General features: G+C 37.1%; 12 protein-coding genes. 6 read left to right on the top strand and 6 right to left on the bottom strand.

The window, feature by feature from the left end:
- Positions 1-32 precede the first annotated feature (32 nt).
- The 3 genes from JM81_RS14860 to JM81_RS14850 are packed head-to-tail and all read right to left on the bottom strand — an operon-like array spanning position 33 to position 3,475.
- Entirely contained in the window at positions 33-542 is a 510-nt protein-coding gene (locus JM81_RS14860; RefSeq protein WP_144804578.1) for a gamma carbonic anhydrase family protein, read from the bottom strand.
- Positions 543-557: 15 nt separating this feature from the next.
- Entirely contained in the window at positions 558-1,289 is a 732-nt protein-coding gene (locus JM81_RS14855) for a LytR/AlgR family response regulator transcription factor (protein ID WP_089259372.1), read from the bottom strand.
- Entirely contained in the window at positions 1,289-3,475 is a 2,187-nt protein-coding gene (locus JM81_RS14850; RefSeq protein WP_144804577.1) for a histidine kinase, read from the bottom strand. The genes JM81_RS14855 and JM81_RS14850 overlap by 1 nt, the downstream gene beginning before the upstream one ends.
- A gap of 204 nt (positions 3,476-3,679) precedes the next feature.
- On the opposite strand from JM81_RS14850, the gene JM81_RS14845 reads away from it, so the two are divergent.
- Positions 3,680-4,855 (top strand): vWA domain-containing protein, encoded by a 1,176-nt coding sequence (locus tag JM81_RS14845; protein WP_144804575.1) that lies wholly within the window; start codon positions 3,680-3,682, stop codon positions 4,853-4,855.
- 41 nt (positions 4,856-4,896) lie between these two features.
- On the opposite strand, the gene JM81_RS14840 is transcribed toward JM81_RS14845, so the two are convergent.
- Entirely contained in the window at positions 4,897-5,919 is a 1,023-nt protein-coding gene (locus JM81_RS14840; protein WP_089259369.1) for a type IX secretion system membrane protein PorP/SprF, read from the bottom strand.
- Positions 5,920-6,042: 123 nt separating this feature from the next.
- On the opposite strand from JM81_RS14840, the gene JM81_RS14835 reads away from it, so the two are divergent.
- The 5 genes from JM81_RS14835 to JM81_RS14815 all read left to right on the top strand — a co-directional run bounded on the left by JM81_RS14835 (position 6,043) and on the right by JM81_RS14815 (position 11,031).
- On the top strand, positions 6,043-6,951 hold the full coding sequence (locus JM81_RS14835; RefSeq protein WP_144804573.1) for a NifU family protein: 909 nt from the start codon (positions 6,043-6,045) through the stop codon (positions 6,949-6,951).
- 72 nt (positions 6,952-7,023) lie between these two features.
- On the top strand, positions 7,024-7,224 hold the full coding sequence (locus JM81_RS14830) for a dodecin family protein (RefSeq protein ID WP_089259367.1): 201 nt from the start codon (positions 7,024-7,026) through the stop codon (positions 7,222-7,224).
- Between the two features lie 74 nt (positions 7,225-7,298).
- A complete protein-coding gene (locus JM81_RS14825; protein WP_144804571.1) occupies positions 7,299-9,335 on the top strand; it encodes a thioredoxin domain-containing protein in 2,037 nt (678 codons plus the stop codon).
- Between the two features lie 86 nt (positions 9,336-9,421).
- Positions 9,422-10,246 carry a mechanosensitive ion channel family protein gene (locus JM81_RS14820; protein ID WP_089259365.1) on the top strand — a complete coding sequence of 275 codons (825 nt, stop codon included), beginning with the start codon at positions 9,422-9,424 and terminating at the stop codon, positions 10,244-10,246.
- A 95-nt stretch (positions 10,247-10,341) separates the two neighbouring features.
- Positions 10,342-11,031, top strand: coding sequence for a hypothetical protein (locus JM81_RS14815; protein ID WP_144804569.1), 690 nt, complete (start codon positions 10,342-10,344; stop codon positions 11,029-11,031).
- A gap of 9 nt (positions 11,032-11,040) precedes the next feature.
- On the opposite strand, the gene tsaB is transcribed toward JM81_RS14815, so the two are convergent.
- Both tsaB and JM81_RS14805 read right to left on the bottom strand, forming a co-directional pair.
- Complete coding sequence (tsaB, locus tag JM81_RS14810; RefSeq protein ID WP_144804568.1) at positions 11,041-11,727, bottom strand: tRNA (adenosine(37)-N6)-threonylcarbamoyltransferase complex dimerization subunit type 1 TsaB; 687 nt, start codon at positions 11,725-11,727, stop codon at positions 11,041-11,043.
- An 81-nt stretch (positions 11,728-11,808) separates the two neighbouring features.
- Entirely contained in the window at positions 11,809-13,158 is a 1,350-nt protein-coding gene (locus JM81_RS14805; RefSeq protein WP_144804566.1) for a TolC family protein, read from the bottom strand.
- Between the last annotated feature and the right edge of the window lie 47 nt (positions 13,159-13,205).

Genomic DNA, 13,205 nt, shown 5'->3' with positions numbered 1-13,205 from the left:
CCCCGATATCGTAATTGAACGAGCTTATAACCCTATTCCTTAAACCATCCGGAATACATGATATAAGCCTCTGCAATTCTATTGATTTCACCCTGGCTCAATTCTGGACTGATATCCTTAATCTTTTTTGCCGGCATACCCGCAAAAACGGTTCCGGAAGGCACGTGGGTACCTTTGGTCAAAACGGCGCCTGCAGCAATTATACTATTACTTTCCACGACACAATCGTCCATAATAATGCTACCCATACCCACCAACACATTATCATGGATCGTACAACCGTGCACTATGGCATTATGGCCAATAGATACGTTGTCACCTATGGTAGTAGGTGATTTTTGATAGGTACAATGTATTACCGCACCATCCTGAACATTGACCTTGTTACCCATTTTAATAAAATGGACATCGCCCCTTAAAACGGCATTAAACCATACGCTGCATTGGTTGCCCATAGTAACTTCACCTACAATGGTAGCATTTTCCGCTATAAAACAATCCGCTCCTATTGATGGACTTTTCCCTCTTACTTCCTTGATCATGTAAATTGAATCTATTTAATTAAAAAACGCTAGAAAATCCTTCTTTTTGGATGCCGAGACCAACAATTCCTTGCCATTGGACATAACCACACTACCGCCTTTTCCTTTTCTATATTTTACCACTTCATTTACATTGACCAAGTAAGATTTATGTACCCTGGCAAAAGGAAAATCCGCCAATGCATCTTCAAAATATTTTAATGTTTTGCTTACCAATATCTTGGTGTTCACCAAATAAATCTCGGTATAATTGTCGTCTGCCTTACAATATAGTATTTCCGGAATATTCAAGACCTGAAAACCATCTTGCTGGGGCAGCGTTAACTTACCGGTAACGCCTTTAGATTTGGAACTAAGGACCTCACCTTCCAAGGCAAGTTCCTTGGCACGTACAGTTGCCACATAATCAACAGCATTGATCAACTCATCAATATTTATAGGTTTGGTCAAGTAATACGCCGCATGATGGTTCAAGGCATCTTTGGCATATTGATCATAGGCGGTGACAAATACGGTTTCAAATGTTCTATCGGGCAATTGGTCCAAGAGATCAAACGCATTGCCAAACGGCATTTCCACATCTAAAAACACCAAATCCAGCGTATGGTTCTCAATGAGCACCATAGCTTCTTTAATGGAGGCCGCTTCGCCGACCAACACAACATTTGTGCAATATTTGGAAATATAGTTTCTTATAATTTCCCTACTATTGGCTTCGTCCTCTACTATGATCGCTCTTAATTCCATTATTCTTTTTTTAATATGAACAATACCTTGGTTCCCGATCCATCGGTCTCTAAATCAGAAATATTGATAGACACCTTGTCCGAGTACATATCGTTCAAAATGGCAACACGTTTCTGTATAATCCCCATGCCCTTGGATTTTTGTTTCTTTTGATTTTGTGTTTTTATGGATGCTGATTTTTTACGGCCTATTCCATTATCGGTAATGCAAATGGCCACAGAATTATTGCTTTCTACCTTGACCGACACATAAAGTAGCCCTTTGGTTTCCCTGTACCTTAAACCGTGCCAAATGGCATTCTCAATATAGGGCTGCAATAACATAGGCGGTATTTGATAGTTATTTACAGGGACCTCATCGTCCACCACAATCTCATAATCAAATTTATCCTTAAACCGTGAATGTTCAAGCTTTATATACAATTCTAACTGTTCCAATTCCTTGGCCAAGGGTATAAAGTCCTCTTCAGAGTTTTCAAGGACGGAACGCATGAGGGTAGAAAACTCACTTAAGTATCTATTGGCACTGCGCTCATCGCTTTTGGAAATAAAATTATTGACCGAGTTGAGTGCATTGAAAATAAAATGTGGGTTCATTTGAGACCTTAGTGATTTTAAGGCCAATAAGTTGTTCGTTAATTTTTGTTGCTGATTGCTTCTATAAAAAAAGAACGCTGCCAGCACGGTCAACAACAAGCCAAAAATCAAGGAATAAATGACCCATTGCTGTCTTTTGTAACTTTCTTCCACCAATTGCTGTTCGGTAAGCGCCAGGTCATACTTGCTCTGGGAAAGCTCCCTTTCGTTTTCAAGTCCTACCAACCTACTTTGGGCATTGGCAATATCCCTGTTAATACGGTTGGCCCTGGATATTTCCTGTTCCTTTCTGATATAAAGCGTATCTACCAATGCCACATAGGACTGGTAGGTATCCAAGGCCTTGGTGTAGTCCCCTTTTTCCTTATAAACTTCAGAAAGTTTTCTAGTCGCATCTTTCTGGACTACAAGATCATCTTCCGTATCTGCCTCAATAATACTTTTTTTCAGGAACGGAATGGCTTCGTTATACCTATCCTGTGCTATGTATGCATTGGCAATCTTATAATTAATACGCTGTGAAGTAATGGTATCCGCTTGGTCCAATTTAGAAATACCCAATTTGGGCGTATTCAGTTTTTTAATATCCTGCAAGCTTCTCTTCCGCATATTTATTTCCTCGTTGAACCTGCTTTTTTCGTTATAAAAATCGGCCACCTTTTCATTCTCCTGCAGTGCCCTTAATGGCGCAGATGCCTCTGCCAACTGCAGCGAATTGTCAAAGTAGGCTTCTGCCTCTATAATTTTGTTTTCTCGTGAATATGCCTCTGCTATCTTGGAGTTTAAGTCAATTAACTTTGGGGTAATCTGGTTTTTTTCGGCAATAAGCAAACCTTCCTTATAAAATTCAATGGCCTGGAGTACTTCACCGTTCCCTTTTTTGGCATCCCCCATTAATTCATATAAGGTAACCCGTTGATAGGGCACCATAGTTTTTAGTGCCATTAAAGGGTCTAACAATATTATGGACTCATTGAATCTAGAGGACATATTATAAACCTTGGCCAATAAAAGCGAAGTCTTGATCGTTTTGTTGGCCTCCAGTGCATCTTCGTAATTATCAATGGCCAAATCTATTTGTTTATGGTACTGATAAATTTCGCCCAGTTTAGATAACGATCTAGCCAATTCTTTCTTTTGACCCCGTTTGCCAAGGATAGAAATGGATTGGGCAACAAAATCGATACTTTTCTCAATATCCTTATCCTTGTAACGTTCTGCAGAATCCAATAAGGTTTCATGTCTTTGCGTTACACTTTTGGTATTGGCAGACCTTGACAAGGTATAGTCCTCTACTTGTATCAACACATCATCGTTACCTTTAATTCTATATCGCACCGTTTCCATATCTACGGCCTCTACCACAAGTTCATCCCCTATGCGCACCTTGATCTTAAATTCCCCTAAACCGTTGGTAAGTACGTAATCGCCCAAATTTGTGGAAACAGACACTCCCGGTATAGGCTTACCGGTTTCCTTTACCTCGACCTTACCGTTGAGTGTAAAAGTTTTGGGCGTTTGTTGAGCTTGGCAGAATGCCGTACCTGATGCCACAATAATTAACAATATGAAAACAACAATTTTTTTCATGTCCAATGATTGCTGTAAACTTAGCTGATTTTTATGGTACTAAAAAATAGCATAATGCACGCTCCACTTAATAAACACTACCTTTTTACCCGTTAAAAAACCAGACCGTACCGTTGGCTAAGCCAAAGGTCATGTTGCCTCATTATGGATATTTTAAAAAAAAGTTTCGCTTTAGTTTGGTCCAGAATTTATAATACATCGATCATGAAAAAATTTAATAAAATTTCAACTACGGCATTTTTATTTTTAACACTAACAACGGCGTTTGCCTGCAATGAAAAAAAACAAGACAACACAGTTACCTTATTGTCCCATAGTCTACAAGCTACAGAGCCATCTAGGGACAATACGGTACAAATTGCACTATTGTTGGATACCAGCAATAGTATGGACGGACTCATAAACCAGGCTAAATCACAATTATGGGATATTGTAAACGAGTTCAGCTCGGCTAAATGCGGAAATGGCACAAGACCCAATTTACAAATTGCGCTTTACCAATATGGCAATGACAACCTTTCCTCAAGTGAAGGTTACGTGGAACAAGTATTGGATTTTAGCAGTGACCTCGATGAAATTTCCGAAAAACTATTTTCACTGACCACCAATGGTGGAGAAGAATATTGCGGCAAAGTCATACAAACTTCATTGCAACAATTACCTTGGAAAAATAATCCAGACCATTTGCGCTTGATCTTTATTGCCGGTAACGAACCTTTTGACCAAGGAAGATATGACTACAGAACGGCTTTGGGCAATGCCAAGGAAAAAGATGTTGTCGTAAACACCATTTTTTGTGGAAACTATGACCAAGGTATTCATACCTTTTGGAAAAATGGAGCTACAATGACCGGCGGGGATTATATGGCCATTGACCATAATAAGGAAGTAGTACATATAAATACTCCGTATGACGAAATAATTATAGAACTAAATTCCAAGCTAAACACTACCTATATCTCTTATGGTGCTTTAGGGCAACAAAAAATGTCCTCACAAAAAGAACAGGACTACAATGCCTATGAAATGGAAGAAGCCGTAGCTGTGAAAAGGGCCGTGAGCAAAAGCTCCAGGCTTTACAATAATAAAAACTGGGATTTGGTAGATGCCTATGATGATGATGCATTTAATATAGAGGACTTAGAAACAAAAGACCTTCCAAAGGAACTGCAACAAAAAAGCAAGACGGAAATTAAAGCGTATGTAATGGCCAAAAAAGAGGAACGCGAAAAAATTCAAGAACAAATTTTGGATTATAATACCAAACGCACAGCTTATATTGCTAAACATCAGATAGAGAACAATACCGGGGAATTGGAAAATGTAATGATCCAGGCACTTAAAAAACAAGCTGCATCAAAAAACTATAGTTGGGATTAAACATTATATCAAAGGGCCCATGTACCAACTAATGGGCTCTTTTAATTTGCAGCGGGACAATAACAGTCATATTTACGTTCGGTTTGCCCAAAGTCGTACCCTAAGGTAATCTGGTGAAAACCACCATTGTCAAAACGGATGCTACCCATTTGATAGGAGTAATTATAGGACACCATAAAATTCTTGATATTGGCTCCTACAATAGGCGTTACCAATTGCAATCGTTGTTCTCCAAAAGAACCGCTATCTTGAAATTGTGCACCATCAAAACTTCTTCTGTAGGATAATCCTCCCCAGATACGGCCAAAATCTACATCCCTATATACCTTGGCATTAATATCAATATTTTTTTCCTTGGTAAATTCGGTCAATTGAAAAAGTATGGAAGGTTCTACTTGCCATTCATTTTTACCGAACACGTAGCCAGTTGAAATTAGATACCTTCTAATATTATCAATAACCAATTGATCGGGATTGTCCTGCCTATCCCTATAATACACATTTCTCTTACTACCCGTAAGGGCGTTGGTCACTGCAAAATGCGTATAAAATTCCTGAAAATTGTATGAAATACCAATATCCACATTAGAATAAGAGGCACTTAATTTAATTCCTGCTACCGCTGGATCGGGCTGGGCAGACCTAAATTCCGTTTCATCCAAACTACTTTGTAAAATGGTAGCGCTTAAACCAAATGACAATTGGTTCAATACTCTCATATCACTACCACCCATTCTTAAATGATGGGCATAGGTCAATTTTAATCCCGTTTGTGAATGATAGCCATTGGCATCGTTAAAAATAATAGCCCCTATTCCACTTGGCGAATCCCCCAGTCTAAAATGGCCATTTATAGTTTGTAAACTTGGGGCATCTTCTACATCAAACCATTGTTTTCTTGCGGTAGCCCTAATTTTACCACCTTGTGTAATTCCCGCCATGGACGGAAAAACCAAATAGTAATTATCAGATAAATAATCAAAATATACGGGTATACCTTCTTGAGCTTTGGATTGGGAACCTACTAAAAGCAACAATAAAAACAATACTAAGTTGTATCTCATCTTGGGGCGTTGAAACTAAAAATTAGTTCTAATATTATAAAGTGTATAACGGGTTAACCATAACATTATTATGTGTACTTAAACTAAGATTTCCTTCGTATTTTTGCATAAATTAAATCAGCAATGAAAGAGTATTCAATTACGGTTGTCAAAACAAATAACCCTAACATATTAAAATTCGAAACTAATCATTTATTAGTACACCGAAAAAACTACGAATATAAAAATATTGACGAAGCCAAATATTCACCACTGGCACAGCAATTATTTTATCTGCCCTTTATAAAGACGGTATACATTTCTGGGGATTTTATTGGGTTGGAAAGGTTTGACATTGTTCAATGGGAAGATGTTAAGGATGAGGTAGCACAGCAATTGGTAGAATACCTAAACGCGGGTGAACCCATCGTTATAGAAGAAGATATGGACAAGCCTATTCCTGTTACGGTATATGCCGAGGTAACGCCAAATCCTTCCACTATGAAGTTTGTGGCCAGCAAAAAAATCGTAGGTGCCGCTTTTGAATTTAAGAATATAGATGAGGCAAGAGATTCTAAATTGGCAACGGCCTTGTTCCAATTTCCATTTGTCAAGCAAGTCTTCATTGACGAAAATTATGTATCTGTTTCCAAGTTTGAAGTTGCGGAATGGGATGATATTACCATAGAACTTAGAGAATTAATAAGAAACTTTATAGCCGATGGCAAGGAGATTGTGGCGGACACTGCAAAATCTAACAATCCTACCCAAGTTTCAGAAACGGTAACTACCCAACCAACCATGGACCTGGATGAAACATCACAGGAAATTGTAGATATTCTAGAAGAATATGTCAAGCCTGCTGTAGCTAGTGACGGTGGAAATATTATGTTCAAGTCCTATGACACGGAAACCAAAACGGTAAATGTTATTCTACAGGGCGCATGTAGCGGTTGTCCTTCATCTACATTTACTTTAAAAAATGGTATAGAGACCATGCTCAAGAATATGATGGGCGATAAGGTCAATGAGGTAGTTGCGCTAAACGGTTAAAGATTCAGCGCATAGAATTAATTTGTAACAAGCTTTTTTTGTAACTTGTAATGAACCTAAAAATAGAATAACATGGCAGTTTTAAAAGTAATTGAAATATTGGCAAATTCTGATAATGGCTGGGAAGATGCAGCAAAAAAGGCTGTAGAAGAAGCAGCAAAATCAGTAAAAAATATCAAATCCGTTTATATAAACGAGCAAAGCGCCACGGTAGAAGATGGTAAAATCAAAAACTACCGGGTAAATGTTAAAATAACTTTTGAAGTCAAGTAATATTAACAGATTGTATATAAAAGCGCCTTTTGGCGCTTTTTTTTGTTCAGAACTGTACCATAAACATAGTAATTATGCAAGCACCGTATACCAACGATCTCATTCATGAAAGCAGTCCATATTTGTTGCAACATGCGCATAACCCAGTAAATTGGGTAGCCTGGAGCCAAAAAGCATTGCTCAAGGCCAAGAATGAAAATAAATTGATCTTGATCAGTATTGGTTATGCCGCATGTCATTGGTGCCATGTTATGGAACATGAATGTTTTGAAGATGAGGATGTGGCAATGACCATGAATAAAAATTTCATCAATATAAAGGTAGACAGGGAAGAAAGACCCGACATAGACCATATATACATGGATGCATTGCAAATGATGACCGGTAGTGGTGGTTGGCCACTTAATATTTTGGCCTTGCCGGACGGAAGACCTTTTTGGGGAGCCACCTTCGTAAAGAAAGACCAATGGATCCAGGTATTGAACCAATTACAACAACTATATGAAAATGAGCCAAATAAAATAATAGGGTATGCCACCAATATGCACCAGGGTCTAAAGGAAATTAATTCGATTTTTGCAGAAAGCTCCGTGCAAAATATTTCAGCTACAACCTTAGCAGAAGTTGTTACTACATGGTCCGCCTATTTTGATACTTATTTAGGAGGGTATAAACGTGCTCCAAAATTTATGATGCCCGTAAATATCAATTTCCTCTTGCACTATGGTCAAACCCAACAGGACCAAATGGTAAAGGAATATGTTGCGACCACATTGACCAGAATGGCCTGGGGCGGAATTTTTGACCATGTTGGAGGTGGTTTCTCCAGGTATGCAGTAGATACCAAGTGGCATGTACCCCATTTTGAAAAAATGCTCTATGACAATGGATTATTGATCAGTTTATATTCAAAAGCTTTTGCCGCGGATTCTAATGCGCTTTATAAAAATGTAGCCCTTCAATGTATTAATTTCCTCAAGGAAGAACTACTTGACGAAAACCATGGGTTTTATTCCTCTTTGGATGCTGACAGCCTTACCCCCAAAGGTACATTGGAAGAAGGAGCCTATTATGTTTGGACAGAGGCGGAATTAAAACAGTTGCTTCAGGAGGACTTCAATCTTTTTAGTGATTATTTCAATATCAATTCCTATGGCTATTGGGAAGATGACAATTATGTATTGATCCGGGATGATGAGGCAGCATCAATTGCAGAAAAACATAATCTTAATACAAATGTAGTAGTTGAAAAAATATCAAAAAATCTAACGAAGTTAAAGACCCAACGCCAACTAAGGGCCAAACCCAGATTGGATGATAAAATATTGACCAGCTGGAACGGCTTGGCTTTAAAGGGTTTAACGGATGCATATAACTATTTAGGAAATTCCGATATCTTGGACCTTGCCGTCAACAACGGTAATTTTATTGTAAACCAAATGCTCAAGCCCAACGGTATATTATATCGCAACCATAAAAATGGTAAAACTACAATTTCTGGCTTCCTAGAAGATTATGCCGCCGTAATAGAAGGATTTTTAGGACTTTATGAAGCCACTTTTAATTTATTCTGGATGGATAAAAGTGTGGAGCTCACCAAAATTGTGATCGAAAATTTTACGGATCCAAAAACAGGATTATTTTATTTTACGGCAATAAATGGGGAATCGTTGATCAGAAATACCATTGAAGTTGCAGATAATGTTATTCCGTCCTCCAATTCCATTATGGCCCTAAATCTTTTAAAGTTGTCCAAGTACTACCCAGAAGAAAGTTACCAAGATCGGCTGGAACAAATGATGGGTACTATGCATGCGACTATATTGGAAAATCCACAAAATCACGCCAATTGGCTTCATGTTTCCTCATTGATGAACGAAAAATTCTATGAAGTGGTCGTTATAGGTGAAAATTATGAACGCATTTGCAAAAAAATGCAAAAGAGCTATTTACCATATACTATCTTTGCTGCTTCAGATGTAAAAACCAGTGAATTTCCACTGTTTAAAAATCGATATGTTGAAGATAAAACAATGATATATGTGTGCCACAACGGCACCTGTCATTTACCGGTAGAACGTGTAGAGGATGCATTGAACCTATTTACATAATTTCCCTGAAATTGGTCTACTTTCCATATAGATAAACTTGAATTCCCTGGTAAACTTTTATAAAAATTAAAATTTTAAATGTAGTTATGGACAAGATCATGAATCTTCAAGAGCATGCGGACAAAGCACTAGAATGGATGTGGGCCGTATTGCCTAATGTTATAATCGCCATTATTTTATTGGTTTTAGGAACGTATATTATTAGGTTCATCAATAAAATGGTACGCAAGTTTTTTCTTAGAAAGGATTATGACCTTGCCCTGGAAACTTTTTTACAGAGTTTTATCAGTATAGCCCTTAAAATAATTCTGTTTGTTTTGGTAATTACCCAACTAGGTGTACAGACCACGTCTTTGGTAGCCATTCTTGCCTCTGCCGGACTGGCAATTGGTTTGGCCCTACAGGGTTCTTTGGCCAACTTTGCCGGAGGTGTACTTATATTATTGTTTAAACCATTTAGAATAGGTGATTTTATTTCTGCTCAAGGTGTAGATGGAACAGTAAGGGAAATTTCAATTTTCACGACTAAAGTGAGCACCTTTGGTAATCAAATTGCCGTGATACCAAATGGTCAATTATCAAATAACACGATTATCAATTATAATGCATTAGACACCAGAAGAGATAAAATTGATGTAGGTATAGGTTATGGTTCAAATATAAAACAGGCAAAGGAAATTCTGCTGGCTATAGTTAATGAACGCGATACCATCCTTAAAGCACCAGCCCCAGAAGTTTACGTTGGTGAACTAGCTGATAGCTCGGTAAACCTAACCTTACGTTTTTGGGCAAACAACCCAGATTTTTGGGCTGCACATTTTTATGTACTGGAAGAAATAAAATATAGATTTGATGCTGCAGGAATTGAAATACCGTTCCCACAACGTGTAGTGACTCAACTAAAGAGTTAATTCTAAAAACATTTAAGAACCTCCTTTTGGAGGTTTTTTTTGTATACTATTGTAAATCAATGCTTTAATTTGTATTTTTAATAAAATTAGACGTCATGTACAAATTATTTTCTTTCCTGTTTTTGATGACACAAATTGTTCTTTCGCAAAGTGTACAACCTATTGGAAATTCTAGTGGATTAATGACCACGGCACAAATGGGCATGTCCTATTATGAAGTGCCCATAGAAGGTACTCCCTATGTAAACGAGCTGTTCAAGAAGGGAACCACCATTATTAACGGAAACTATAAAAATGATGGGTTAATGAGATACAACGCATACCAAGATGCCATAGAAATAAAAAACGAAAATGGTTCCGTACGTACATTGTTAAGAAGGGAAAATATAATAGCCAATATTGATGGTACCATGTATATGGTGAGGAATTACAAGAGCATGGGTCAAATAAAAGCAGGGTATTTTAATCCCCTAAATGAAGGTTATACGCGTCTATTATTAAAACCAAAGAAAATATTCTTACAAGCTGAAAATCCTGAGAATGGATATGATGTATATAAACCCGCAAAGTATATGGACGTCTCCTTATATTTTATACAGCAAGGTGATCAACCAGCAATAGAAATAAAATTGAACAAAAAATCTGTTTTAAAATTGTTGGATGGCAATAGCGATAATTTAAAAAAATACATTAAACAGAACGATCTAAACCTAAGGTTACAGGAAGATATCATCAGGTTATTGAACTATTATAACACTTTGGACAATGATAATACAATGCTTTAGTCCAAATAACTAGGTATTCGATACTTTTTTAGTCTGCAATACAAAATCCTTTAAATAATAAGGTTCAAAATAAGCTACATCCTCAAATTTCTGTTCTTTGAACTTATCAAAGGAAAGTAAGGCCATTTCTTTGGAAGAAGGAACTATATGTGTGTGGAAAATAACTGTACCTGTATTCAAAACACCTTTTATTTTTTCCGCTCCACTACCTACGAAATGAACTGTTGCGTCTCCTAAATATTCTTGAAAAGAATGTTCATCGATTATTTCAGCTTTTGTATCTCGTACTTGGTTCATTTGGTGATCAAAAACTGCGGAATATACTTCCATCCGCCTAGCATCCAATACCGGAACTACAACCACATTATTTTCAATATCCACTATTTGTGATGCCATGCTTTTCAAAGTAGAAATAGAAATCAAAGGTATACCTAGCGCATAGCACAGCCCTTTGGCCGCAGAAACCCCTATTCGAAGTCCCGTATAAGAACCTGGGCCCTTACTGACCGCTATAGCCTCTATATCATCCATTTTAATAGTGGCTTCCTCAATTACTTCCTCAATAAATACATGCAATTTCTCCGCGTGCGAATAGTTAGCTGAATTTAATTCTCTAATCGCAAGGATTATTCCGTCTTTAGCGACACAAACGGAACAATTGGTAGAAGATGTCTCTAAATTTAATATTAAGCCCATATTGCAAAGGTATTACATCCTATAAAATGAAAAAGCCTGTAACACGTAAATGTTACAGGCCTTTTAAATTATGTGATCATATTAGTTTAAGGAAAGCGGTATCCCAAAATAGAACTCAAGAACTTTTATTCTAAAAATATAATCGTATTTGGTTCTTATTACATCTGCTTCTGCATTATCCACTCTAGATTGTGCTTGGCTAAAATCAAATGCGTTCATTAGTCCAACATCATACCTTTCCTTTGAGTAGTCATAGGCCAATCTCCTAGCCTCTAACGTTTTTTCAGCTGCTTCATAAGCTTTGGCAAAACTTTTTACATCAACATAGGCTTGGTTGACATCGGTCTCCAATTGTAATTTATTCTCCTCTAATTGTAATTGAGAGCGTAAAATATTTATTTCTGCTCGCTTAATATTGTTCTTATTTTCAAAACGATTAAAAATTGGAACATTTAGCTGTACGCCATAAGAAATACCATCATTCTGCCACAACTGGTTTGAGAAGCTTTCTCTCTCTAAAAGCCCAGTAATATTATTAAAACGTTCTTGATCGGAATACCTGGTGTTATAATTAAAGAAACCTACAAGTGTTGGCAATAAAGCGCCTTTGGATATTTTTAAAGATTGTTCAGCAAGAGCCACATTACTTTCTGAAAATTTTATATCATTTCTAAAAGATAAAGCTTTTGCAAAAATCTCCTTAGGGGTTTGAATAAGAATTTCTGATTGTGGAACATCTATATCGATTTCCGCTATATCAAAATTATCATAATCTGTAATTTGCAATAATTGGGCTAAACTTATTTTTGCGATAATTACTTGGTTCTCCGTAAGAACGATTTGCTGTTCTTGACCTGCTGCCGTTGCTTCAATTTCCAACAAATCTCCTTTGGGCAGAACACCTGCAACCACAAGTTCGGAAGTTCTTTTTAAATCTTGTTCAGTAACGGCATATTGTGCTTTTTGGGTAACCAAGGTTTCTTTTGCAGAAATAATATTTAAATACGCAAAAGCGACATTTAAACGTATATCGTCCTTGAGGTCATCCAAGCGATATTGATTGGCCAAGGAATTCATTTTTGCTCTTCTTAACCTATTGATATTTCTTAATCCATTAAATAAATTGACATTAGAACTTAAACCACCGTTGGCCGTTAATATTGTTGTAGTTACCGGTTCTTGCGTAGTAGGATCAAAAGACAGACCGGTATTGGCAGAAGTTGTAACACTGGCATTTGCGTTGGGCAAAAAATTCCCAAAGGCATCAGACTCACCGATCTTTGCTTCTTCAAAATCCAGTTCAGATTGCGCAATACTTATATTATTCTCTTCTGCATACAAAATACATTCTTCCAAGGTCCATTTTTTCTGTTGGGCCGTAACTACCACAACAGAAAACAATAATAGTAGTCCTGTTATTTTTACTTTCATTTGTTTTCTTTTTTGAACCGAACCTAAGTTTGGCTACAGGTTTCGTT

This window comes from Maribacter sp. MAR_2009_72 (assembly GCF_007827235.1).
GTDB classification, from domain to species: Bacteria; Bacteroidota; Bacteroidia; order Flavobacteriales; family Flavobacteriaceae; genus Maribacter; species Maribacter sedimenticola.
The sequence above is the reverse complement of the archived record's forward strand: the minus strand, read 5'-3'. Positions and strand labels throughout refer to the sequence as shown.

Excerpts from the sequence above, each read along its gene's own strand:
- JM81_RS14860 (WP_144804578.1), bottom strand. The coding sequence starts at position 542 with ATGATCAAGGAAGTAAGAGGGAAAAGTCCATCAATAGGAGCGGATTGT.
- JM81_RS14855 (WP_089259372.1), bottom strand. The coding sequence starts at position 1,289 with ATGGAATTAAGAGCGATCATAGTAGAGGACGAAGCCAATAGTAGGGAA.
- JM81_RS14850 (WP_144804577.1), bottom strand. The coding sequence starts at position 3,475 with ATGAAAAAAATTGTTGTTTTCATATTGTTAATTATTGTGGCATCAGGT.
- JM81_RS14845 (WP_144804575.1), top strand. The coding sequence starts at position 3,680 with ATGAAAAAATTTAATAAAATTTCAACTACGGCATTTTTATTTTTAACA.
- JM81_RS14840 (WP_089259369.1), bottom strand. The coding sequence starts at position 5,919 with ATGAGATACAACTTAGTATTGTTTTTATTGTTGCTTTTAGTAGGTTCC.
- JM81_RS14835 (WP_144804573.1), top strand. The coding sequence starts at position 6,043 with ATGAAAGAGTATTCAATTACGGTTGTCAAAACAAATAACCCTAACATA.
- JM81_RS14830 (WP_089259367.1), top strand. The coding sequence starts at position 7,024 with ATGGCAGTTTTAAAAGTAATTGAAATATTGGCAAATTCTGATAATGGC.
- JM81_RS14825 (WP_144804571.1), top strand. The coding sequence starts at position 7,299 with ATGCAAGCACCGTATACCAACGATCTCATTCATGAAAGCAGTCCATAT.
- JM81_RS14820 (WP_089259365.1), top strand. The coding sequence starts at position 9,422 with ATGGACAAGATCATGAATCTTCAAGAGCATGCGGACAAAGCACTAGAA.
- JM81_RS14815 (WP_144804569.1), top strand. The coding sequence starts at position 10,342 with ATGTACAAATTATTTTCTTTCCTGTTTTTGATGACACAAATTGTTCTT.
- tsaB (WP_144804568.1), bottom strand. The coding sequence starts at position 11,727 with ATGGGCTTAATATTAAATTTAGAGACATCTTCTACCAATTGTTCCGTT.
- JM81_RS14805 (WP_144804566.1), bottom strand. The coding sequence starts at position 13,158 with ATGAAAGTAAAAATAACAGGACTACTATTATTGTTTTCTGTTGTGGTA.